Source organism: Paenibacillus tundrae (assembly GCF_036884255.1).
Classification (GTDB): Bacteria; Bacillota; Bacilli; order Paenibacillales; family Paenibacillaceae; genus Paenibacillus.
On sequence record NZ_CP145605.1, the window covers coordinates 3,246,166 to 3,268,987 of the forward strand.

Below are 22,822 nucleotides of genomic sequence, written 5' to 3' on the forward strand. Positions count from 1 at the left end.
GATGTACAGAACAAAACACACTATTAACGTATAGTGTGTTTTTTGCATTTCGTATTTACCGTTCATGTTAACGTTCAAACCTGAAGTGACCGTTCCGTTAATTTCCATTCCGTTTCTCATACGCCAATACAGAATCTGCACTTGTGTAAATGTATGGAGTGGATGGCTCAGACACGGGAGTAACCTGTGTAGCCCGTATCTCAATGGTGTCTTTGCCATCGACTTGGGCAGAACCAATTGTACCGTTAATTTGTACCCAACTATCCGTTGGGAAGGTATTTGCGTTTTCAATGTGAATCATCACGCCAAATGGCGCAGCATCCGCTGGACAGCACATCACAAGGAATCGGCCTAATGCAAAATGAGATTCATGCTCCATACTTTCGTCACGATATACGAATCCCGTTAACGAGATTTCTCTGCCTGCGAATTGACGCTGAAACATGTCGATCGTCCCAAGCGTTTCGGAGAAAACCTCAGGATAGACCTGGATGACCGGCTCTACATATAATTTTTCGGCTAAATCGGCAAATTCTCTACTATACTCATCTGGAGGAATAAATTGAACGTCAGCTGTGGATGCCGTCGTAACCGTTGGCTGTTGTTGGCTCAGATCTTGCACGTTCAGTTTTGCTGCGGCATCAGGCAAAGGCTCCTTTCGCCGAATCTCCGGAGGCGCATAGGTGAGCGACATTCCCTTCTGACTTGCCATAGAGCTACCCAAAGCCTGATCTGGCAGCAAGAAGCCGAATATTAATGGAAGGGCAATTAAGCCGTATACGACCGAACTACGGACATATCCCGCAGGGGGTGGGTGTTCACAATCGCAATGTACCTCACTTCTACTGAAAAGACCATGCCACGCCATAATGATGGCAATAAATAAAAAGGGAATCGGACAGCATAACAGTAGTTTCTGCATCGTGGGTGCCAAGTAATAATGAAGAGAATCCGTTGAATTCAGGTGAAAAATATAGAAAGCAATGCCACCCATCCAACTGGCACGAATTAGACTATGCCATTGGACGTTACTTGACTTCGGGAACATATTTCTCGTCATCATATGACCCGGATTATTCATCTTGTCGTCACCTCTTTTATTGATTGATCCTTCACATACAATCAGGTTCATGCCAGCATATTAATTAACCATGATCCGGCGAAGACAAGTGTAATGATGGCTAGGCTAAGTCCAATAACAAAGCGAGTACGGAAGGTAGAGAGCAGCATTAAAGTACTTTTGAAATCAAGCATTGGGCCGAGTACAAGGAAGGAAACTAACGGACCCAGTGCGAACGTATGTGAGAACGCCGAGGCCACAAAGGCATCGGATGTGGAGCACAAGGATAATACATAGGCAAAGCCCATCATGAAGACATAGGAAGCAACAGGCCCGTTACCAAGGGAGATCAGATCACTTCGGCTAATAAAGGTCTGGATACAGGCAGTAATCAAGGCACCAATCACTAAGTATTTGCTCATATCCACGAACTCGTCCCCAGCATGAATGAAGAAGCTACGCCAATTTTTAACATGATTATGATGATGGGCACTGCCGTGTGCGTGTGAGTGTGGTTGTGCCATCTTAAAACCGGGATGTGTCTTCACATCGGTAATGGCTGCTTTTGGCGTACGGAGCGGGTTCCGATGAACGAACACATATACTAGACCACCCACGGAAGCTGCTACAGCGAATGCAAGCCCCATACGTGCAATTGTAATCTCGGGATGCGAGGGAAAAGCAAGTAACGTAGCTGTAAATACAATGGGGTTGACCACTGGCCCACTCAGAATAAAGGTAACCGCGATATAAGCCGGCATGCCTTTATGCATCAGTCGCCGCACGACAGGGATCATACCGCACTCACAGATGGGAAAGATAATGCCCAATAGACCAGCAACGAGCACTCCGCCAATCGGGTTTTTGGGTGTAAGTTTACGCACCATTTCTTCAGAGACAAACCATTGCATCAGTGAGGATAGTAGTACCCCCATTAGCAGAAAAGGGGCTGCCTCTAAGAAAATACTGACGAAAATGGTTTTCATATTTTGCAAAGCTTCGCTATTCCAAGCAGCTCTCAGATCAGGAGCCAGTGTAATAAGTACAGGAACAAGAAAGGCACATGGGATAAGGAACGTTAAGAGCTTCACATTGGCTGCCATCTTCATTACAAACAGACCTCCACAACTGAGACTTTGCTAGAATATATGCTTGTACGTTCAGGTACATACATCATTTGTTAACTCTAATCAACATTTTTACGATTAATGAAGACGAGATCTCCATAGAGTTGACAAGCTATACACAAATACGTTATATTTCTGTAAGTCCTTAATCGTAATTATTACGATTAACAAAAGGTTCATCAAGGTACACTTCATGGATTAGAAGGATTACGTGTGCAATGTAACGAACCCATTTGATTGGAGGAAGTTGAGATGTCGGATCAAAAAATAAAAGAAAAGGTGCCCGTAACCGTCTTAAGCGGATATTTGGGCGCAGGTAAGACAACGTTGCTCAATCACATACTGCATAATCGCGAAGGCATGCGTGTAGCGGTCATCGTAAATGACCTTAGTGAGGTTAACATCGATGCTGGCTTAATTCGGGATGGCGGTGGATTATCCCGTATAGATGAGAAGCTAGTCGAGATGTCTAATGGCTGCATCTGCTGCACATTGAGGGAGGATCTGCTGAAAGAGGTAGAACGACTTGCACTGGATGGTTCCTTTGACTACATATTGATCGAATCTACGGGCATAGGTGAGCCTGTACCTGTTGCCCAGACGTTTACGTATATTGATGAGGAGCTTGGAATTGATCTCACTCAATTTACTCGTCTGGATACGATGGTAACGGTGGTGGACGCAGCTCAGTTCTGGCGTGACTTTTACTCTAAGGAGACGCTAAAGGATCGTGGACAAGAAGCAGGCGAGGACGACGTGCGTGGAATCGTACATCTCCTAACAGATCAGGTAGAATTCTGTGATGTGCTCATCCTCAACAAATGTGATCTGGCTACGGAGGAAGAGCTGTCTAAGCTTGAAAAAGCACTACATGCGATGCAACCGGAAGCCAAATTGATTCGGACGACACATGGTCAGATCGATCCGCGAGAGATAATGAACACAGGGCGATTTGATTTTGAAAAAGCAAGTCAGTCTGCCGGTTGGATTCGTGAACTGATGAAAGAAGAACATACGCCAGAGACAGAGGAGTATGGCATTCATTCTTTTGTATATCATCGTAAACGCCCATTTCACCCAGAACGCTTACTTCGCTGGATTGCCAAGTGGCCTGAATCGATTGTGCGTTCCAAAGGCTTGATGTGGATGGCTACACGTAACCATATGGCGATCTCTTTCAGTCATGCAGGCACATCGAAGCAGCTCTCGCCAGCAGGAATATGGGTAGGAGCGATGAGCGAAGAAGAGCGGCAATTGCATTTTGGCGACACACTACCAGCAATTCCAGACTGGGATGATGAGTGGGGAGACCGTGTAATCAAACTTGTATTTATCGGCATTGATATGAATCGGGCAGAGATTGAGCGTACGCTCGATGAGACACTTCTAACTGAAGAAGAGATGCATATGAATTGGAGAGAGCTGAAGGATCCTTTTCCACAGTGGAATAGAAGCTAAAGAGTTGACAAAAGAAAAAGCATAGGCTAGTATCATTAAATAGTAAATATTACGATTAGATAAGAGGAGGCAACAACCATGAGAGTCATTGTTACATTAGCCTGCACCGAGTGCGGAGATCGCAACTATACAACCACGAAGAATAAACGTAACCATCCCGAGCGCCTTGAGATGAAGAAGTATTCACCACGTTTGAAGAAGATGACGATTCACCGGGAAACACGATAATTTTTTTTGTCGTTTTTAAATCGTAATAATTACGAAAAGAGGAAGAGACATGATACTATCCTCCATGCGTGATGTCGTATTTGGATATGGTAAAGAGCCTGTCATTGATCAACTGTCATTAGATATTCATGTGGGAGAATTCGTAGGCATCACTGGCCCCAATGGTTCTGCGAAGACAACCATGCTGAAATTGCTGCTAGGGCTGCTTAAGCCCTGGAGCGGTTCGGTACATATGAACATACAGAATATCCGCGGTAAAAAGTTAGAGATTGGTTATGTGCCTCAGCAGGTGGCTTCATTCAATAGCGGTTTCCCCAGCACCGTGATTGAATTGGTCCGATCAGGATGTTATCGCAAGCTTGGATTATTTCGTAGGTTTACCACCGAACAGGAAGCCATTGTGGAGCGTAGTCTTCGCGAAGTAGGCATGTGGGAATACAGGAATACGCGAGTAGGCGAACTGTCCGGAGGACAGAAGCAGCGTATCTGTATTGCAAGAGCTCTGGCAGGACAGCCGCAAGTACTTGTGTTAGATGAGCCGACAACGGGGATGGATCGACGCAGTCGGGAAGGCTTCTATGACTTGATGCGCCACTACGCAGATGTTCACGGTCTGACGATCATTATGGTTACACATGGTCTAGAAGAGATGGGCAACCGATTAGATCGAACGATCACGTTGGAGCGTCAAGAAAGTGAGGAATGGCAGTGTTTGAGTACGAATTCATGCAGCGTGCCTTTTGGGCAGGTGGATTAATTGGCGTCATTGCTCCCATCCTGGGGGTCTACCTCATGCTTCGAAGACAGGTGTTAATGGCTGATACATTATCCCACGTGTCGCTAGCAGGCGTGGCGCTTGGTTCGGTTATGAATCTGAATCCAGTCATCAGTGGCTTCGCCGTTGCGGTCATTGGTGCATTACTGGTTGAACAATTGCGAAGAAGTTATCGAACCTATAGTGAAGTTCCTGTCGCTATTATTATGACATCAGGACTTGCACTTGCCGTTGTTCTTATGAGTTTGAAAACCAATCTGTCCAAAACCTTCAGTTCCTATCTGTTCGGTTCAATTGTTGCCGTCAGTAATATTCAGCTACTGATGATGGTCGTGGTATGTGTTATCGGTTTAGCCTTTTTCATTGTTCTTCGAAGACCACTATACAATTTAACGTTTGATGAAGAGACATCCTCGATCGGTGGCGTTCAGGTTAAAGGGTTATCGTTCGCATTTGCCGTTCTGACAGGAATGACAGTTGCAGCAGCCATGCCTATTGTTGGTGTGTTGCTCGTATCGGCTCTCATTGTGCTGCCAGCAGCACTCGCACTAAGAGTATCACGCAGTTTTGCTACAGCGATTGTTATTGCTGTGGTCACAGGACTTATCGGAATTTTTAGCGGTTTGACAACTTCTTATCATTTGAACACACCACCGGGAGGTACGATTGCACTAATCCTGTTGGTATTTCTGTTGACTGGAATATCAGCGCAAAAGCTGGTTTCACTATATAACCGTAAACGTCACCGCGTAGCAAAAACACAACAAAGAGCCATACTATCTATCCATTCAAAGGAGAATATATAATATGAAATTCAGCAAAACAGCAGCATTTGGACTTTTCTTCAGCCTCGCACTTGTTGTCGCAGGTTGTGGGCAGACGAAATCCGTTTCGGAGCCAGACCCGTCTACAGCTAGTACTCCAGCAGCGACGGAACGTAAATTAAATGTGCAAGTCAGCTTCTATCCTATGTATGAATTCACCAAAAATGTCGCGGGTGACCTGGCAGATGTACATACACTTGTTCCAGCTGGTATGGAGCCTCATGATTGGGAGCCAACACCGCAAGATATGGCTAGCATTGAGAAAGCAGATGTGCTTGTATACAACGGAGCTGGTATGGAGTCTTGGATTGATCAAGTGAAGGACAGTTTGAGCAATGACAAACTGATACAAGTCGAAGCAAGTAAGGGCATCAACCTGCTTGAAGGCGGAGAGCATGACCATGGTGACGCAGAAGCGGAAGACCACGACCACGACCATGATCATGCCAGCGAAGGAACAGCAGAAGAGCATGACCATGGCCACGATCACGACCATGCTGAATCAGCGACGACAGAAGACCATGCTCATGATCATGGAGACGAAGCAGCTACGGAGGATCATGATCACGACCATGCAGACGAAGCAACAGAAGAGCATTCCCATAGCCATAGCCATAGTCATGATCACGGTGGACTTGATCCACACGTATGGTTGTCACCAGCATTAGCGATACAAGAAGTTCGTAACATTGAAGCTGGCTTAACAGAAGCTGCGCCAGAGTATGCTGAACAATTCAAACAAAATGCGGATGCGTACGTCGCTAAACTAGAAACATTGGATACCGATTTCAAGGCAGCTGTCACAGATAGCAAGCGAAAAGACTTTATTACGCAGCATGCTGCTTTTGGCTATCTTGCACAGGAGTATGGATTGCAACAAGTACCTATCGCAGGATTGTCTCCTGAACAGGAACCATCCGCAGCACAGATGGCATCCGTAATCGATTTTGCGAAGGAACATCAGGTAAAAACGATTTTCTTCGAAACGCTCGTTTCTTCTAAAGTATCCGAGACAATTGCAAATGAAGTAGGTGCGAAGACGGCTGTGTTGAATCCAATTGAAGGGTTAACCGAGGATGAACTTGCAGCAGGAATGGACTACATTAGCGTAATGAGACAGAACTTAGAAGCATTGAAGCTCGCGCTCAACGAATAAACATCGGATTTGATGCATTTTAATGAAAGAGGTACAATAATACAATAAGCTGAGGAAGGCACGTGATGTCATTCCTTTGCCGACTGGCGAAGCAGAGAGCACAGGGATGTGCTCTCTTCGTTGTCTAAGGCAACCGGATATGAAGCGGGAGTAGGGGGAACCTTTTATGAGTATGGATCCAGAACTAGATGTAACAGAAGCAACTCTACACCACAATTTAAACGGATCTGATTCCACAGTGACCAGCATGGACACCACAACTCTGGCGAGTGCAGATCAAGAAGAGCTTCTGAGTGACCAGCCTGCTCACCTATGGCGAAGACGTAAGTTAGAATTAATGTCTTGGACAGAGCGTGATAAACACACTGTAATTCCGAAAAGGACGACCCTGTGGAATGGTGTAGAGGTCGATGTCGAGCTTGCTGAGGCACTCACTCTACTTCAGCATGCAGGAATTGCTACGGAATTTTCTTGTGCAGGTGTAAGTCCCTTGGATGAACCTATTGATCACTCACTCTATGCGTATGTTACACTGGTGAAAAGTGAAGCAGCAGATCGGTTCGTCCAATACGCGATACAGAATATGCGTCATAGACTTCTGGTTACATTGGAGACAGGCAGTGGGCGTTATGATCTCTCTTCCTTTTTCATAGGACACAATCGTAGCTTCTGCTGGTGGATGCAGCAATGTGCTGCTCATTTTAATAAGGAAACGAATCACTCTTCTACAACGTAATATAGGGATAAGTCTAATTATGCATCATTTTTCTGTGGTAAGGGAGGTGGGAAGGTACTTGAATAAATGGCTCAAAACAATCCTATTTCTAGTCGTCTCTGTATTTCTCACACGATTTATTCCATTCTCATCTTTATTTCGAAACCTAGATACGATGATTCACGAATTCGGTCATGCGCTGGCAACGTTGTTGTTATCGGGCAAAGTATTACGGATTGAACTGTACGCGGATCATAGTGGAGTCACCTATTCCACGATGCTCACACCAGGGCGATCCATTCTTGTCTCCTTAGCAGGTTATATTTCTGCATCATTGTTCGCTTGGTTGTTGTTCTATCTATATCGGAAAGGACGACACATGTGGGGTCTGGGCATTGTTACAGCTATAGCCCTTGTGTCTCTACTGCTCTATGTAAGAGGAGAGTTTGGGATGCTGTGGCTTACCGGTTTTATTGCCTTAAATGTAGTCATTATGATCTTTGGTGCAAAGATCGTGAAGTTCTATTATCTATTCCTCGCATTCTTAACCTTAGAAGAGTCTGTCTTGAGTGCAATGTATGTCGGATTACTGTCCTGGACACAGCCTTCTAGAGCAGGGGATGCAGCTAATCTCGCACAGCAAACGTTCATGCCTGCGATGTTCTGGGGAACATTATTCGCCTTGTTTGCACTCTGGTGTGCCAAAGGCGCATTAGCGTTATTTTTCCGGAAAGAAAGTAGTAGTGGCCGAACATCGCGTGCTCGTAGTTTAAGTAAGTAAATGACTGAACAAAAATGAAAGGGGCTCCCGTCTTCTGGGAAGTCCTTTTCTGCGTTACATACATATTTAGTCCCCTATATTATCCCACAAGGCATAAAAGTAATAAATCTCCTCCAGGAGTGCCTGATCATCTTGCGCAGCAACGCCACCCTTGATTCGAGCAAGCGTGCCTAAAATATCATAGATGGTTTCACGCTCTACGCTGAACTGGATACGGTTGACGATGTGATCCCACGCGTTCATGGCATACTCTGCTTCGGACTTGGCTTCAGACCATTGCTTGTTCTGTACTTGCTTCTCTAGTGATTGTATCGACGCCAATAAACGATCCTCCGTACCGAAAGGTCTTTTAAGAAAGGATCCAGATGCGAGAATAGCACAGAACAAAATAATTAAGGTAATTGGAACGACATACAGCAACCAGAATCGTGTTTTCATTTAAGTCCTCCTGCGTCGGTATGGACGGAAAGTTCTCTTCGAAAATTTTGAAATGTCTGAAATCAAGAGAGAGACGTTGAATTAGAAAGGGCCTTCGTAATCTCCCATATCTGTTTTCTCGGAGAAATGATCTTGAAAGAGATCGATGTAGAGCTTGTCGTTTGGCAAAATGGCGGCAAAAGCAATATCCTGAATCGTTATTTTTTTCTTTTTTAATTGCTCGGTCAACCAGTTCATATCTTTGTGACGTTCCTTCAGGTTTTGTTTAATAAGAACGCCGTCAATGATTAATTCGGTCATCAACCGGCTTTTGTGTGGGTGCAGATTCATATCTTTCGCTGTTAGTGGTTGATGTTCAGGTTTGAGTACAACTGAGATACTCCCATCTGGTTCAAGGATCGCGTAACTAAGAGTGGTAATATCGAATACATCCTTCTGCCGAAGCATCATGGTCAATTCATCGAACTTAACCCTCATTTTGTTCAGGTTTTGTTCAAGGATTTTGCCATCCTGTATGACCAAAGTGGGATCAGAGTCCAGCAATTTCGTAATGGTACGATTCTTCAGCGTTATATATTGAAAGATAATGGTAACAATCGTAAATATGGTTAGTGCCACAAAATGAATCCATGCCTTCGACGATAAATCTGTCGCAAACGTTCCTGCAATGGAACCTATCGTAATACCGTTAATGTAATCAAAGTAGGTTAAATTGCCCATCTGCTGCTTACCCAGTACTCTGGTATAGATCATCAGCGTCAGAAATGCGATTATGGAACGTACTGCAACGACCCATGTTTCTTCCATCATGTCGTGTTCACCAGCCTTCACTTTATCCAACAATCAGCGGATTGGAATGACCAACAGGTTCGTAGAGAAGTGTCATACCTTTAACACTTTTCTGTGAACTATAACAAGTTTTTCCTGCGTTATTGGATATTATTCGAAATGAAGAAGTGCAGGAACGAAGCATGAAAAATCCGAAGCGGGATGAGCACCCAACTTCGGATTATATGAAGAAAGAATTATTAAATGGGACGGTTTACCGCAAACGAGATGAGTAGAAGAGACCTACACGCCAGCATAAGCCATAAATCCGCCGTCCACTGGAATAACGGTGCCCGTGACGAAGCCAGACTGACGATCATCCGCAAGCCACATCAATGTGCCGAGTAGATCCTCCGGTTTACCGAAACGACGCATTGGTGTATGTGCAATAATTTTGCTAGAACGTTCGGTAGGTGAGCCATCGGGCTGCAATAACAGATTACGGTTCTGTTCTGTGAGGAAGAATCCTGGTGCGATCGCATTTACGCGTATACCAGATTCAGCTAGGTGCACAGCGAGCCATTGTGTGAAGTTGTTAATCGCTGCCTTAGCTGCACTATACGCTGGAACTTTGGTCATAGGCGAAGGGGCACTCATCGACGAAATGTTAATGACGGTTGCCTGCACATCCCGTTCGACCATCTGTCTTGCAAAGATCTGTGTAGGAATAAGTGAGCCGACAAAATTGAGATCCATGACCTGACGGAAACCCTCTACACTAACGTCAAAAAAAGTCGTAACATCCGCTTGATCTAGATCTTCAAGCTTGAAAATCTCGTTCGTCGTATTGGCACTGGCGTTATTGCCACCAGCACCGTTAATCAGAATGTCACAGGGACCCAGCTGTTCAAGCACTGCTGCGGCAGCGGCCTGCACACTATCTGCTTGAGTAACATCACAAGCCACTGCAATCGCAGTACCTCCAGCAGCTTCGATCGAAGCGACGACGGCTTCTCCCTTAGATACCGTACGATTAAGTATAGCTACTTTGGCACCATGACGAGCAAGCTCTTCAGCCATCGAACGACACAACACACCTGCGCCTCCTGTTATGACAGCGACTTTTCCCTCCAATCGAGAGGTGCGTTCAGCGATGAATTCACTCATACTTTTACCCTCCTCTGTAGAGAATCCCACACGCCCCAAAGATACATAATGCCCATCGCACGGTCATAGAGTCCGTATCCGGGTCTGCATTGTTCACCCCATAAATGACGTCCATGATCTGGTCTGGCGTACCCTTCATACCCAATATCATGATAGGCTTCGACGATACCCGCGATATCAACATTGCCGTCTTGACTACGGTGAGAGGTTTCGATGAAGTCCCCGTTGTCATAGACCCTAACATTACGAATATGAGCAAAAGGAATACGATTCTTGAATTCATGGATCATTCCGATGATGTCATTATCTAAATTAGCTCCAAGCGAACCACTGCATAAAGTTACACAGTTGCTTGGGCTATCGTATAGTTCAAGATATCTTCTTACATTATCCTGATTAATTATAATCTTAGGTAGACCAAAGATTGGCCAAGGTGGATCATCCGGGTGAATCGCCATTTTTATGCCTAATTGTTCAGCAGTTGGGATAATCTCCTGCAAGAAATAACGAGCATTTTCCCACATATCATCTTCTGTTACATCTTTATAGGCTTCGAAAAGTCCTGTTAAATACTGCAAGCGTTCAGGTTCCCAGCCTGGCATTGTTAATGAAGAATTTTCCGTAATGTTACGAACGAGCTCCAACGGCTCGATATCAGCAATCCTGCTATTCTCGTAGAAGAGGGCAGTAGAGCCGTCCTCCAATTCCTTATGAAGATCGGTGCGCAGCCAGTCGAAGATGGGCATAAAATTATAACAAATCACCTTAACACCGACCTGGGCTAGCTTTTCCATCGTTTTTTTGTAATTGGTAATGTATTGATCACGGCTTGGTAGTCCTAATTTGATATCTTCATGCACGTTAACACTTTCGACCACGTCCAAATGTAATCCAGCTTGATCTGCAGCAGCTTTGACTGCCAAGATTTTGTCCATCGGCCACTCATCACCTGCCGGCACATCATGCAATGCCCACACAATGCCTTCAACACCCGGAATTTGCCGGATGTGATCCAGCGATACCGTATCATTGCCTTCGCCAAACCAGCGAAAAACCATTTTCATCACGTTCACCTCATCAAGTTTAGTAGAGAAGCATGGTTGCATCATTACGCCAATGTTGTGCGAGCGATAGGGTTAGAGTGATACAACATGCTGTAAAGCAGGTAAGGCGGTGTAACCTTAAATATGTACCTATTTTGAAGCCTGACATGAAGCTGTAGTGGTGCGTTACCCGAAAATCAAATGTTTACTGATCTTCAAGTTTGTTCTACTAACATACTACCATACAAGTATAATATTGTGGAAGCGCTTTATATTGATTTAGTATGATATTACATCGATTTTATTGTGATTTGCTTGAATTTCATTGCAGTTTGTCGAAAGAAGTAGTAATATTCATATATTAAGTTTAAATGTTTAAACCAACGGACTAATGATGAATGAATTATAGAGGTGAAATCATGGGACAACAAGCACTACATATCTTTCAGAATTGCATTCCTTTATTTCAGGTACTCAGTGATAACCACCGACAATCGATCCTGCTCATGCTTAGTGAACGAGGCAAGATGACAGTGAATGAAATCACGGAACAATCCAGCTTGTCACGACCTGCCATTTCTCACCATTTGAAGTTACTGCTTGAAAAAGGGCTGATCTCGGTAGAGCAGAAGGGCACACAACGTTATTACTCTGCATCGCTGCAATCCTCGGTTGCACTGTTGAAAGAACTCGTTACGGCTTTGGAAGAAGAGTGCATATAAGGTTGATTAGAAGAGTACGTTGAATAGGCTAGCTAATACATTCGATTTAGATAAACACAACCTTAAGTAAAGTCCAGTTGGGCTTTATGTGATTAATACGTTCGTCAGTTTAAACGCTTCGTCATTCTAACTTTAAAGGAGCATGATAACATGAGTACCCTACAAGAAATCAGCAGTCATGAAGTTGAAGAGATTTTACAGCACCAGCATGAATTTTTTCGCTCAGGAGCAACACGCTCTGTGGATTATCGAATCGAACAACTAAGCCGCCTTAAACAAGCGATCCAACAATATGAAAGCCAGCTTATTGAAGCACTCTACAAGGATCTAGGTAAGAGCGAGTTCGAATCTTATACCACCGAAGTTGGATTCATGTTGGACAGCATCACACACACGATAAAAAAAGTGAAGAAATGGGTCAAACCGGTCAAAGTAAAAACACAAATGGCCTTGATTGGCTCCAAAAGCTATATTGTCCCTGAACCTTACGGCTCAGTACTGATTATTGGTCCGTTCAATTATCCATTTCAGCTATTGATCGAACCGTTAGTAGGTGCAATTGCAGCAGGCAACACAGCTGTGCTCAAAGCATCGGAGAACACACCAGCGGTATCTTCTGTAGTACGTGAATTGATTGCTTCGATATTTGAGCCTTCATATGTAAAAGTTGTAGAAGGAGCGAAGGACACCACCACAGCTCTTATTAATGCACCATTTGACTATATCTTTTTTACAGGCAGTGTACCTGTAGGTAAGATTGTCATGGAGGCTGCGGCCAAAAACTTAGTTCCTGTTACGTTAGAGCTTGGAGGCAAAAGCCCTGTTATTGTAGATGAACATGCGGATCTGAAAGTGGCGGCACAGCGCATTATGTGGGGAAAATTACTCAATACAGGTCAGACTTGTATAGCGCCGGATTACCTCTTGGTACATGAACGTGTCAAGGATCAATTGATCACAGAAATGAAGCAAGCTATAGAGTCCTTCTACGGTTCTGATATCCAACATAATCGCGATTATGGACGAATCGTAAATAACACGCATTTTAAGCGGTTAACAACCATTATTGAGCGCGATCAGGCTCAGGTTATATATGGTGGACAGTCGGATGAAGATGATCGTTATATCGAGCCAACCCTGATTGATGTAAGTTCATGGGATGCAGCTAGCATGGAAGACGAGATTTTTGGTCCTATTTTGCCGATTATCACGTACAGACACATTGACGAAGCCATTGCGGATATTCTCAAGCGCCCAAAACCACTGGCTCTGTACCTATTCACGACAGACACACAGTTGCAAGACAAGGTCATGTCGGAAGTGTCCTTCGGTGGTGGATGTATTAACGATACCATTACACATGTGGCTAATCCTCAACTGCCATTTGGTGGGGTAGGGAACTCTGGCGTTGGCTCTTATCATGGAAAATTCAGCATTGAGACATTCTCACATTTCAAAAGTGTACTTAAAAAGAGTACAAAGTTGAATCTGCCTATTCTGTATCCACCCTATGCGGGCAAACTCAAAACCATTAAGCGTTTGTTAAAATAATTACTTCTCGTTCGCTCGTTCCAATCTGTATTGAGACGGTGATACACCAGACCAGCGTTTAAATTGACGACTGAAATGAGCAATATCCTTGTAACCAAGCATGGATGAAATTTGCTGGATCGATCGAGTTGAATTTACCAGTAGCAGCTTCGCTTCATGCAGTACCATTTCGGACAAAACAACGCGCGGAGATTGCCCAAACACCTGCTTGAATACCCGATTGCAATGAGAAGAGCTGATCCCCAGTTCTGATGCAATATCATCGATGCCATAGTGAGTATCCGTTTCCCGACCTTGCTTGAACTGTTGGCTAACCAAGCCCTGTAGTCGGTTTCGAATTTGATGAGCGAGCTCAATCTTCTCATAGCTGTCTGTGAATGACTGAGCTACTTCTTGTGAGACAGCCTCCCACAAGTGACCGAATAGTTCAAATACAGCGGATTGAAGCTGCATACGTTGCACCATTGCACTGGGAGTAGGATGAGGGGCAGTGTTCATTAATTTACGAAGTACAGGCTCGATTTTCTGTGTCACTGGGCTATCTGAACTGAACAAAACTTGTTTGATTCGTGCAAGCAGGGAAAGAAACAATTGGTCATCAATATCAAAGTGCATGCAGAAATATGTAAAACCTTGATCATTACGACTTTGGCTGGAATGAATGCTACCTGGAGGAATCAGGAGTAATTCGCCAGCCTTTTGTTGGTAAACGTGACCGTTAACCGTCATCAATTGCTCGCCCTCTGTTACATAATTCAATTCGTATTGAGGATGCTCATGTGCCGGATAATCCCAATCTGCAGCAACACTGCGCAAATGGATCGCAAATAGATTGACCGTCGTCTGTACATCCGGGTAAAAGACTTCATGTACACTTTCTCCTAGAAGTGGAGGCAGATAGGTAGAAGACATATTAACTCTCCTTCAAAAGTTAGAATAGTTGATTCAGAGGTTACTGTCCTAATTGAGCATTTACGCTCTAAGATGGAGAATGAGACTTTAAAGATCATTGTAAGCGCTTTATTGTATTGTACTACATTAGCTCGATTTGGGTAAATATCCGATTGATTTGACCATGGTATCTAATTCCACGCCCATGATAGGATGGGGCTAATGAAAACGTATGCATACCATTTGAGAGGGGTCATGTTTCATGAGCGCATCCAAATCTATTTTTTATAATGCCCATCACTCACCCATTGGAGCTTTTGCTAGTTTCACTTTAGGTTATAAGGGAGCGAAGGGTGGACTCGGACTGGAGCTGGGCAAGCCAGCAGATCAGAATATTTATATTGGTGTTCAGTCTAGGGATGGCGAGACCTATCAAGCCCTTCCTTTTTATGAAGCGACAGAAGACGAGAGTGTCCGATATGACGTGGAGAAGCTGGAAAGTTCAGATGCAGAGCAGGCAGCAGGACAACAGGAAGTTGCGGAATCTACAGCACATTCTGTGCGAGCACAGCAGCCGTTCATTTCGGCTTTTCGAGATGAAGAGATCACACGTAAGTTCACCTCCGGAACAGATACATGGTCCGCAGGAGATCTTACATTCCGCATATACTCACCGGTACGTCCTGTGCCAGAGCCGCTGAAGGGTGAGCGTGAAGCATTAATGGATGCGCTTGTGCCTGCAGTACTGGTTGAAATGACGATTGATAATACGCAGGGACAACAGGCACGCAAAGCGTATTTTGGATATCAAGGCAATGATCCTTATTCAGCAATGAGAATGATTGGTGGCCCAGAAGGCGGCTCTTTGACAGGTGTGGGTCAAGGACGCTTAACCGCGATTATGTCTAAGGATGATGGACTGTGGCCCGCTCTAGGCTTTACATTAGAGAAAATTCTTCAAGAGAAACATGTTGAAAATCTTGCGTTTGGCTTGGGCGGTACGGCTGCATTGTTAATGGAGGTTCCGGCAGGCGAGACACGTACATACCGTTTTGCAGTCTGCTTCTATCGCGGAGGCATTGCTACTTCTGGAATCGATACGACTTATTGGTATACTCGATACTTTGCAAATATTCAGGAAGTAGGGCAGTATGCACTCAATCGGTACGATGAATTGGCATCGTCCTGCGAGGAGGCTGATCATCGTCTGGGAACGGCTTCTCTCTCCGAAGATCAGGCTTTCATGCTTGCTCATTCCATCCATAGTTATTATGCAAGCACACAGCTGCTTGACGCTGACGGTGAACCGTTCTGGATCGTTAACGAAGGGGAATATCGCATGATGAATACACTGGATCTAACGGCAGATCAGTTGTATTTCGAATTGGCTCTTAATCCGTGGACTGTGCGGAACGAGCTGGAATGGTTTGTGAAGCGTTATAGTTACACTGATCATGTTCGTTTTCCAGGTGAAGAGAAAGAATACCCAGGTGGCATTACGTTTACACATGATATTGGAGTAGCGAATGTATTTTCAAGACCCGGACATTCAGCCTACGAGCTTGTGGGCATTGACGACTGTTTCTCGCAGATGAGCCATGAGGAATTAGTGAACTGGCTCTGCTGTGCGACGGTATACATTGAGCAGACGCAGGATCACAGTTTTGTCCAAGACATGTTACCTGTTATTCAAGATTGCTTCCAAAGCATGCTTAACCGAGATCACCCGGAAGAACAGCAACGTAATGGTCTCATGGGGCTGGATAGCACTCGCACCAAAGGCGGAGCAGAGATTACAACCTATGATAGTCTGGACGTATCGCTAGGGCAGTCCCGCAACAATATCTATTTGGCAGGAAAATGCTGGGCTGTTTATGTCGCTCTGGAGAAGCTGTTTGCAACAGAGAAACTTGCTGATCTGTCCCTTCAGGCCGGACGCCAAGCTGATCTTTGTGCAGCCAGTGTGGCAGCACAGTTAACAGAGGCCGGTTACATTCCGGCGGTAATCGCGGAGAACAATGATTCTCGAATTATTCCAGCTATTGAAGGCTTAGTATTCCCGTACTTCACAGGATGTGAAGGTGCGCTTGATGTTAATGGCCGCTTCAGCTCATATCTGCAAGCACTGAGAACGCATTTGAACACGGTTCTAGTACCAGGTACCTGTCTATTTGACGATGGTGGATGGAAGCTTTCATCTACAAGCAACAACTCATGGCTTAGCAAAATCTATTTATCTCAATTCATTACACGAGAGCTTCTAGGAGTTGAGTGGGATGAATCCGGCAAACAAGCCGATGCAGCTCATGTGAACTGGTTATTGCATCCAGAAGAATCCTACTGGTGCTGGAGTGACCAGATTCTATCTGGCGTTGCAGTCGGAAGTAAATATTATCCGCGCGGAGTAACATCTATTTTGTGGCTTCTTGAAGGTAAGGGGCATCAATTAGGACGTATCTACGCAAGTAAGGAGGCTGTACAATGAGTCGATCCATCGTTCAGACGGAATTATCCGGCCCTCAGTATGATGCATGGCTGTCTTACCGTTCAGGTTCATCTACAAGAGGGGGAGTAGCGAAACATGCTCCTTCCTGGATCCGGCACATTATTGTAAATGAAAAGCATGAGGTCTTGTCTACGGCCGTTGCTGAACTTATGCAGGGATTAGAGAATATATACGGTGTAAAACCAGCTGTAAATCAAGCTCAATCCGCTCAAGCGAACTCAGATGCAGCACCAGGGATATGGCTGGGCACTTGGTCTGGTTCATCCTGTGTAGCTGGACAATTCAGTGAAAGTGAACGCACCTCCGTTCAGGGAGAAGGCTACATTATTCGTTTTAATGAGAAGCAAGGTCAATTGGCCATTGGAGCTGAATCCGCTCAAGGCGTCCTTTATGGTACGTTTCATGTTCTGAGAGAGCTTACTCTAACCCCAGAAAGCTCGATTGATGCCGAACCTCTGGAGTCTAGATTACGTTACATTGCAGAACAACCACGTAATTCTCTACGGATGATTAATCAGTGGGATAATGTGGATGGCAGTATTGAGCGAGGTTATGCCGGCGATTCTATCTTCTATGAGAAGGGGGAATTCACTCGTGATCTTGGACGGATACGAGATTATGCACGACTTCTTGCCTCAACCGGGATCAACGCGATCTCCATCAATAATGTGAACGTACATCAACGTGAGTCATTGTTTCTGACTGAACATTTCTTAGGGGATGTGGCTCGCATTGCAGCTGAATTCAGAGCGTATGGCATTCAACTTTTCCTAAGTGTCAATTATGCAAGTCCAATCGAGATCGGTGGGTTGAATACAGCAGATCCTCTTGATGAGCAAGTTCGTGAATGGTGGAATGTGCATACCGCTAAAGTGTATGCTGCCATACCTGACTTTGGGGGTTATTTAGTAAAAGCAGATTCTGAAAATCGACCTGGACCTTTCACCTACAATCGTGATCATGCGGATGGTGCCAATATGCTTGCAGAAGCCCTACGTCCATTCAATGGAGTTGTTATCTGGCGCTGCTTCGTCTATAACTGCAAGCAGGATTGGCGTGATCGTTCAACGGATCGCGCACGTGCAGCTTATGATCATTTCACTCCGCTCGATGGCCGCTTTGCGGATAATGTCATTTTGCAAATCAAAAATGGCCCAATGGACTTCCAGGTTCGTGAAGCAGTATCTCCACTGTTTGGTGCCATGGAGCAGACGAATCAAGTGATTGAGTTTCAGATTACACAGGAATATACGGGTCAGCAGCGTCATCTGTGTTATCTGGTACCACAATGGAAGGACGTCTTGGATTTTGATACGTATGCCAAAGGCGAAGGGTCTGAGATTAAAAACATTGTCGATGGATCGATGTTCAACAGACTTTATAGTGGCTTTGCAGCCGTTTCAAACATCGGTTCAGATGCTTGCTGGACAGGACACCCACTTGCTCAGGCTAACTTATATGGATATGGAAGGCTAGCTTGGAATCCAGAGTTGTCAGCTGAAGAGATCGCTGAGGAATGGATTCGCCTAACGTTTGGACATGACGAAAAGGTGATTCATACCATCTCAGCCATGTTGCTGAGCTCACTGGACATTTATGAGAACTATACGGCACCTCTAGGGGTAGGCTGGATGGTTAACCCTAATCATCATTATGGCCCTAACGTGGATGGATATGAGTATTCCAAATGGGGGACTTATCACTTTGCCGATTGCGAAGGCATCGGTGTGGATCGTACGGTGCGTAGTGGCACGGGGTATACTTCCCAGTATCACCAGCAGAACACGGACAAGTATGAATCCCTTGAACAGTGTCCGGATGAGTTAATATTATTTTTCCATCATGTACCGTATACGCATGTGCTTCACTCCGGCAAAACGGTCATTCAACACATTTATGATACTCACTTTGAAGGAGCAACGCAGGCGGAAGAGCTGGCTAATCAATGGAGAAGCCTTGAAGGCAAGATTGATGCAAGCATATACGACAAGGTTGCTTTATTGCAGGAGGAACAGGCTGAACATGCGAAAGAATGGCGAGACATGATTAATACTTACTTTTATCGTAAGAGTGGCATTGATGATGAACAGGGCAGAACGATTTATTAACGTTAGATAGAACCTATACCTTAGAGATCATTCGTGTATGGACAGAAGAAGGAGGCGCAGCATGAGACAACATTCCATTCCAGAGACAATGAAGGCAGCTGTTATGAAGGAACCAGGTCACATCCACATTGAACAGCAAGCAGTTCCCGTACCTAAGGCAGATGAAGTACTCATTCAAGTCATGGCTGTAGGTGTATGTGGGTCTGACGTACACTATTTCGAGCATGGTCGGATTGGCCGATTCGTTGTGGAAAAGCCGATCATACTAGGTCATGAATGTGCAGGAATCGTGGCAGCCGTGGGTTCTAGCGTGACTAGGCTTAAACATGGAGACCGCGTAGCCGTCGAGCCTGGGGTGACTTGTGGCCGGTGTTCGGCTTGTAAGGAGGGGCGCTATAATTTGTGTCCGGATGTGCAATTCTTGGCGACGCCTCCTGTTGATGGAGCATTTGTTCAGTACATGACGATACGTGAAGATATGGCATTTCCGATCCCAGATCATCTTTCGTTTGAAGAAGCAGCCTTGAACGAACCATTCTCGGTGGGTATTCATGCCGCGCGTCGGAGTAAGCTTGCTCCGGGAACAACGTTAGCCATCATGGGGATGGGGCCTGTAGGTTTAATGGCTGTAGCCGCGGCGAAGTCGTTCGGAGTGGAACGAATTATTGTGACAGACTTAGAAGAAGTTCGACTTGAGGCTGCACGCCGACTCGGAGCTACGCATACGATCAATGTTCGAAATGAAGATGCACTTCCTATCATTCGTGAACTCACGAATGGTCAAGGTGTTGATACAGCGTGGGAAACTGCGGGTAATCCCAAAGCACTACAGACAGCGCTATATTCACTACGGCGCGGAGGGAAGCTTGCCATTGTGGGTTTACCTGCACAAGACGAAATTGCACTGAATGTTCCTTTTATTGCGGATAATGAGGTGGATATATACGGGATATTCCGTTATGCGAATACGTATAGTGCAGGAATTGAATTCCTGAGCTCTGGTCAGCATGACGTGATGACGCTGATTACCGATCGTTATAGCCTGGAGGACACGCAGCAGGCGATGGAACGAGCTTTGCATAACAAAAGCGGAAGTCTTAAAGTGATGGTTTACCCTAATGGAATGCAGTAAAATAACCAATTCTTGATAGGTCATACGAACGAACAGCGATTCTTAGACATTCGCTGCTGTTAAGCCCCATCCTGTGGGGCTTATTTTTTATTTTGCAGTCATAATAAGCTATACAAGCCCATATAAAGTGGTATAATTCTTGGAAGATTTTAATAATTACACGAGAGAATAGAGGACAGAAATCGCATGAAGATGCAACGCGTTCGATTGGAAGCTTTCGATACGAAAGCTACATCGGAATTTTATTTTGTCACCGGAGTAGCACGTGTAATGTTGTTCGAGTTATAGAGCGAAAGGATATGAAGGTTGTGAGAACACATGAATTTACGATTCACACGGATTTTCACCGGGATGATCTGATGTCTGTATCTTCTCAAGCATCACGCTTTGCCTCCGATATTTCAATGTCGTTTCTGGATGCTGATTATGAACGTCGAGTTGATGTCAAAAGCTTGCTCGGGATGGCTCTTCTTCCTATCAGGCAAGGGAGCATTGTCAGATTGCAAACCAGAGGTTGGGATGAACTTGAGGCTCTAGAGTACATGTTAGATGTGCTGGAGAAAAGAAGGAAGTAGCTTTAGAAGAGGTGGAAATGACGCCGAATTGTAATTATTTTTATGTTTGTTCAATTCCTGCTGGTGCTTCTTGCAAAAAAAGAGTATAATAAAATTTAGTTTGATTCTAGGAAGTACCATTTTAAAGGAGTGTAAATAGATATGCCAAAAGCTGATATCCATCCAAAGACACAAATCGTAATTTTCTACGATGCAAGCGCTGATTACAAATTCCTGAGTTCTTCGACTAAATTCTCGAACGAAACAATGGAATGGGAAGATGGTAACACTTACCCAGTAATCCGTGTGGACACTAGCTCCGCATCCCACCCGTTCTTCACTGGTAAACAAAGAAACGTGGACATCGGTGGTCGTGTTGACAAGTTCAACCGTAAATACAACCTCAAAAACTAGTCTGTCCATAGATTGCATGAAAACCTTGAGAATTCGTTCTCAAGGTTTTTTTGTTTCTATTAAGAACTACATGTAGATGTTAGTCATATGTGCGGTCAGACGAACTTTAGACATGATTCTGCATATTTAGGATTGCGCTTACATCACATTCAAGGGTACACTAAGAAACAGAGCAAGATCATATTGAAGGAGGACATTGACATGAGTAGCATTACACATATGGTAACTTTTACACTTTACGTGGGCAAGGATACGCCAGAGGCAGAGAGCTTTTTACAAGAAAGCCAAACGGCATTAGCAGCCATCCCAGGTGTGGAGCAGTTTCAAGTGTTTCGCCAAGTAAGCGAGAAAAATGAATTCGATTACAGCTTTTCGATGGTTTTTGCGAATCAAGCGGCATATGATGCTTACAACAACCATCCGGTTCATGTTCAATATGTAGCTGAACGCTGGGAAAAAGAAGTAAGTCGTTTCCAAGAAATTGATCTAGTCCAACATACAACATAAATCAAAATCATAGTTGTTCAAACGGGATTTTCGAAATCGTTTTCCATAAAGGTAGGTGTTCATATTGAAACAGTTGGATCTCACAGGAAAAACGGCGTTGGTTACTGGAGCAACGGGTCAATTAGGAAGGGTTATTGCACGTACTCTCGCTGATTGTGGTGCGAATATTGCCCTGCATTACATAAATAATGAGGCCAAGGCTCAGGAGCTTCAACGTGAGATTGAGAGCATGGGTAAACAAGCGATTATTGTTCAGGGTGACATCACCAGACCAGAGACGGCTCCCCGGTTGCAAGAACAAATTCAATCTAGCTTAGGTGGAGTAGATATCGTTGTAGCGAATGCTGTCATTCAATATGCATGGACAACGGTATTAGAGCAGGCACCTGAGGATTACCTCGGACAATTCGAGTCTTGTGTGATGCAGAGCGTTTACTTAGCTAAAGCCTTTATTCCTTATATGAAAGAGGTTAAAGGTGGGCGTTTCATAGGCATCAACACCGAATGCGCCATGCAAAACTTCGAGACACAGTCCGCCTATACTGCGGGTAAACGTGGAATGGATGGCTTGTATCGTGTACTGGCAAAAGAGGTCGGTGAATATCAGATCACCGTTAATCAGGTGGCTCCTGGCTGGACGATTAGTGAACGTGATCGTTCTAGTGAACCTGGACATGATGAAGGCTATACGCGTACTGTGCCATTGAAGCGAAGAGGGGAAGACCAAGAAATAGCTAATGCAGTTGCTTTTCTTGCATCTGATCTATCCTCGTTTATTACGGGAGCTTACATACCGGTTAATGGCGGCAATGTGATGCCTGCGATCTAATTAAATAGAGCATTTCGACCTGAAATCTGTTTGTCCTATGACAGACGGATTTTTCTTATTGTATTCAA

Annotated in this window: 23 protein-coding genes; 16 read left to right on the forward strand and 7 right to left on the reverse strand. The window is 44.7% G+C overall.

Annotated features, from left to right (window positions below; all coding sequences use genetic code 11):
* Positions 1 to 97 precede the first annotated feature (97 nt).
* Together V6W81_RS14555 and V6W81_RS14560 are read right to left on the reverse strand one after the other, a co-directional pair.
* A complete protein-coding gene (locus V6W81_RS14555) occupies positions 98 to 1,081 on the reverse strand; it encodes a TIGR03943 family putative permease subunit (RefSeq protein ID WP_338543894.1) in 984 nt (327 codons plus the stop codon).
* Positions 1,082 to 1,128: 47 nt separating this feature from the next.
* Positions 1,129 to 2,169: a permease gene (locus tag V6W81_RS14560; RefSeq protein ID WP_338543895.1), complete on the reverse strand. Its 1,041-nt coding sequence runs from the start codon at positions 2,167 to 2,169 to the stop codon at positions 1,129 to 1,131.
* A 270-nt stretch (positions 2,170 to 2,439) separates the two neighbouring features.
* Here V6W81_RS14560 and V6W81_RS14565 point away from each other — a divergent pair, with 270 nt between their 5' ends.
* The 7 genes from V6W81_RS14565 (at position 2,440) to V6W81_RS14595 (ending at position 8,124) form a co-directional block, all read left to right on the forward strand.
* On the forward strand, positions 2,440 to 3,645 hold the full coding sequence (locus V6W81_RS14565) for a GTP-binding protein (RefSeq protein WP_338543896.1): 1,206 nt from the start codon (positions 2,440 to 2,442) through the stop codon (positions 3,643 to 3,645).
* Positions 3,646 to 3,723: 78 nt separating this feature from the next.
* Positions 3,724 to 3,873 (forward strand): 50S ribosomal protein L33, encoded by a 150-nt coding sequence (gene rpmG, locus V6W81_RS14570; RefSeq protein WP_036613813.1) that lies wholly within the window; start codon positions 3,724 to 3,726, stop codon positions 3,871 to 3,873.
* 49 nt (positions 3,874 to 3,922) lie between these two features.
* Positions 3,923 to 4,630 (forward strand): metal ABC transporter ATP-binding protein, encoded by a 708-nt coding sequence (locus tag V6W81_RS14575; protein WP_056691393.1) that lies wholly within the window; start codon positions 3,923 to 3,925, stop codon positions 4,628 to 4,630.
* Complete coding sequence (locus V6W81_RS14580; RefSeq protein ID WP_338543897.1) at positions 4,576 to 5,454, forward strand: metal ABC transporter permease; 879 nt, start codon at positions 4,576 to 4,578, stop codon at positions 5,452 to 5,454. Before V6W81_RS14575 ends, V6W81_RS14580 begins: the two co-directional genes overlap by 55 nt.
* A gap of 1 nt (position 5,455) precedes the next feature.
* The gene (locus V6W81_RS14585) at positions 5,456 to 6,628 is read left to right on the forward strand and encodes a metal ABC transporter substrate-binding protein (RefSeq protein ID WP_338543898.1); all 1,173 of its coding nucleotides are present in this window, start codon (positions 5,456 to 5,458) and stop codon (positions 6,626 to 6,628) included.
* A 166-nt stretch (positions 6,629 to 6,794) separates the two neighbouring features.
* The gene (locus V6W81_RS14590; RefSeq protein WP_338543899.1) at positions 6,795 to 7,364 is read left to right on the forward strand and encodes a hypothetical protein; all 570 of its coding nucleotides are present in this window, start codon (positions 6,795 to 6,797) and stop codon (positions 7,362 to 7,364) included.
* A gap of 58 nt (positions 7,365 to 7,422) precedes the next feature.
* A complete protein-coding gene (locus V6W81_RS14595) occupies positions 7,423 to 8,124 on the forward strand; it encodes a M50 family metallopeptidase (protein ID WP_145047717.1) in 702 nt (233 codons plus the stop codon).
* 66 nt (positions 8,125 to 8,190) lie between these two features.
* On the opposite strand, the gene V6W81_RS14600 is transcribed toward V6W81_RS14595, so the two are convergent.
* The 4 genes from V6W81_RS14600 to uxuA form a co-directional block, all read right to left on the reverse strand.
* On the reverse strand, positions 8,191 to 8,562 hold the full coding sequence (locus tag V6W81_RS14600; protein ID WP_338543900.1) for a DUF4363 family protein: 372 nt from the start codon (positions 8,560 to 8,562) through the stop codon (positions 8,191 to 8,193).
* An 81-nt stretch (positions 8,563 to 8,643) separates the two neighbouring features.
* On the reverse strand, positions 8,644 to 9,372 hold the full coding sequence (locus V6W81_RS14605) for a DUF421 domain-containing protein (RefSeq protein ID WP_338543901.1): 729 nt from the start codon (positions 9,370 to 9,372) through the stop codon (positions 8,644 to 8,646).
* Between the two features lie 261 nt (positions 9,373 to 9,633).
* Positions 9,634 to 10,497 carry an SDR family oxidoreductase gene (locus V6W81_RS14610; protein WP_338543902.1) on the reverse strand — a complete coding sequence of 288 codons (864 nt, stop codon included), beginning with the start codon at positions 10,495 to 10,497 and terminating at the stop codon, positions 9,634 to 9,636.
* Positions 10,494 to 11,561: a mannonate dehydratase gene (gene uxuA, locus V6W81_RS14615; RefSeq protein WP_145047721.1), complete on the reverse strand. Its 1,068-nt coding sequence runs from the start codon at positions 11,559 to 11,561 to the stop codon at positions 10,494 to 10,496. The genes V6W81_RS14610 and uxuA overlap by 4 nt, the downstream gene beginning before the upstream one ends.
* 398 nt (positions 11,562 to 11,959) lie before the next feature.
* Between uxuA and V6W81_RS14620 the strand changes: the two genes are divergently transcribed.
* Both V6W81_RS14620 and V6W81_RS14625 read left to right on the forward strand, forming a co-directional pair.
* Positions 11,960 to 12,262 (forward strand): ArsR/SmtB family transcription factor, encoded by a 303-nt coding sequence (locus tag V6W81_RS14620; RefSeq protein WP_338543903.1) that lies wholly within the window; start codon positions 11,960 to 11,962, stop codon positions 12,260 to 12,262.
* 150 nt (positions 12,263 to 12,412) lie between these two features.
* Positions 12,413 to 13,813, forward strand: a complete 1,401-nt coding sequence (locus tag V6W81_RS14625; RefSeq protein WP_338543904.1) for an aldehyde dehydrogenase — start codon at positions 12,413 to 12,415, stop codon at positions 13,811 to 13,813.
* Here the strand turns inward: V6W81_RS14625 and V6W81_RS14630 are convergent, their stop codons facing one another.
* A complete protein-coding gene (locus V6W81_RS14630) occupies positions 13,814 to 14,725 on the reverse strand; it encodes an AraC family transcriptional regulator (protein WP_338543905.1) in 912 nt (303 codons plus the stop codon).
* A gap of 241 nt (positions 14,726 to 14,966) precedes the next feature.
* Between V6W81_RS14630 and V6W81_RS14635 the strand changes: the two genes are divergently transcribed.
* From V6W81_RS14635 to V6W81_RS14665, 7 genes are all read left to right on the forward strand, one after another.
* Complete coding sequence (locus tag V6W81_RS14635; protein WP_338543906.1) at positions 14,967 to 17,189, forward strand: glycoside hydrolase family 52 protein; 2,223 nt, start codon at positions 14,967 to 14,969, stop codon at positions 17,187 to 17,189.
* Complete coding sequence (locus V6W81_RS14640) at positions 17,186 to 19,318, forward strand: alpha-glucuronidase family glycosyl hydrolase (protein ID WP_338543907.1); 2,133 nt, start codon at positions 17,186 to 17,188, stop codon at positions 19,316 to 19,318. Before V6W81_RS14635 ends, V6W81_RS14640 begins: the two co-directional genes overlap by 4 nt.
* Before the next feature lie 61 nt (positions 19,319 to 19,379).
* Positions 19,380 to 20,450, forward strand: a complete 1,071-nt coding sequence (locus V6W81_RS14645; protein ID WP_338543908.1) for an NAD(P)-dependent alcohol dehydrogenase — start codon at positions 19,380 to 19,382, stop codon at positions 20,448 to 20,450.
* A 308-nt stretch (positions 20,451 to 20,758) separates the two neighbouring features.
* Positions 20,759 to 21,025: an HPr family phosphocarrier protein gene (locus V6W81_RS14650; RefSeq protein ID WP_260985372.1), complete on the forward strand. Its 267-nt coding sequence runs from the start codon at positions 20,759 to 20,761 to the stop codon at positions 21,023 to 21,025.
* A gap of 141 nt (positions 21,026 to 21,166) precedes the next feature.
* Complete coding sequence (locus tag V6W81_RS14655; protein WP_056691355.1) at positions 21,167 to 21,418, forward strand: type B 50S ribosomal protein L31; 252 nt, start codon at positions 21,167 to 21,169, stop codon at positions 21,416 to 21,418.
* Positions 21,419 to 21,619: 201 nt separating this feature from the next.
* The gene (locus V6W81_RS14660; protein WP_338539516.1) at positions 21,620 to 21,925 is read left to right on the forward strand and encodes a Dabb family protein; all 306 of its coding nucleotides are present in this window, start codon (positions 21,620 to 21,622) and stop codon (positions 21,923 to 21,925) included.
* 64 nt (positions 21,926 to 21,989) lie between these two features.
* On the forward strand, positions 21,990 to 22,754 hold the full coding sequence (locus tag V6W81_RS14665; protein ID WP_338539517.1) for an SDR family NAD(P)-dependent oxidoreductase: 765 nt from the start codon (positions 21,990 to 21,992) through the stop codon (positions 22,752 to 22,754).
* Positions 22,755 to 22,822: the final 68 nt, after the last annotated feature.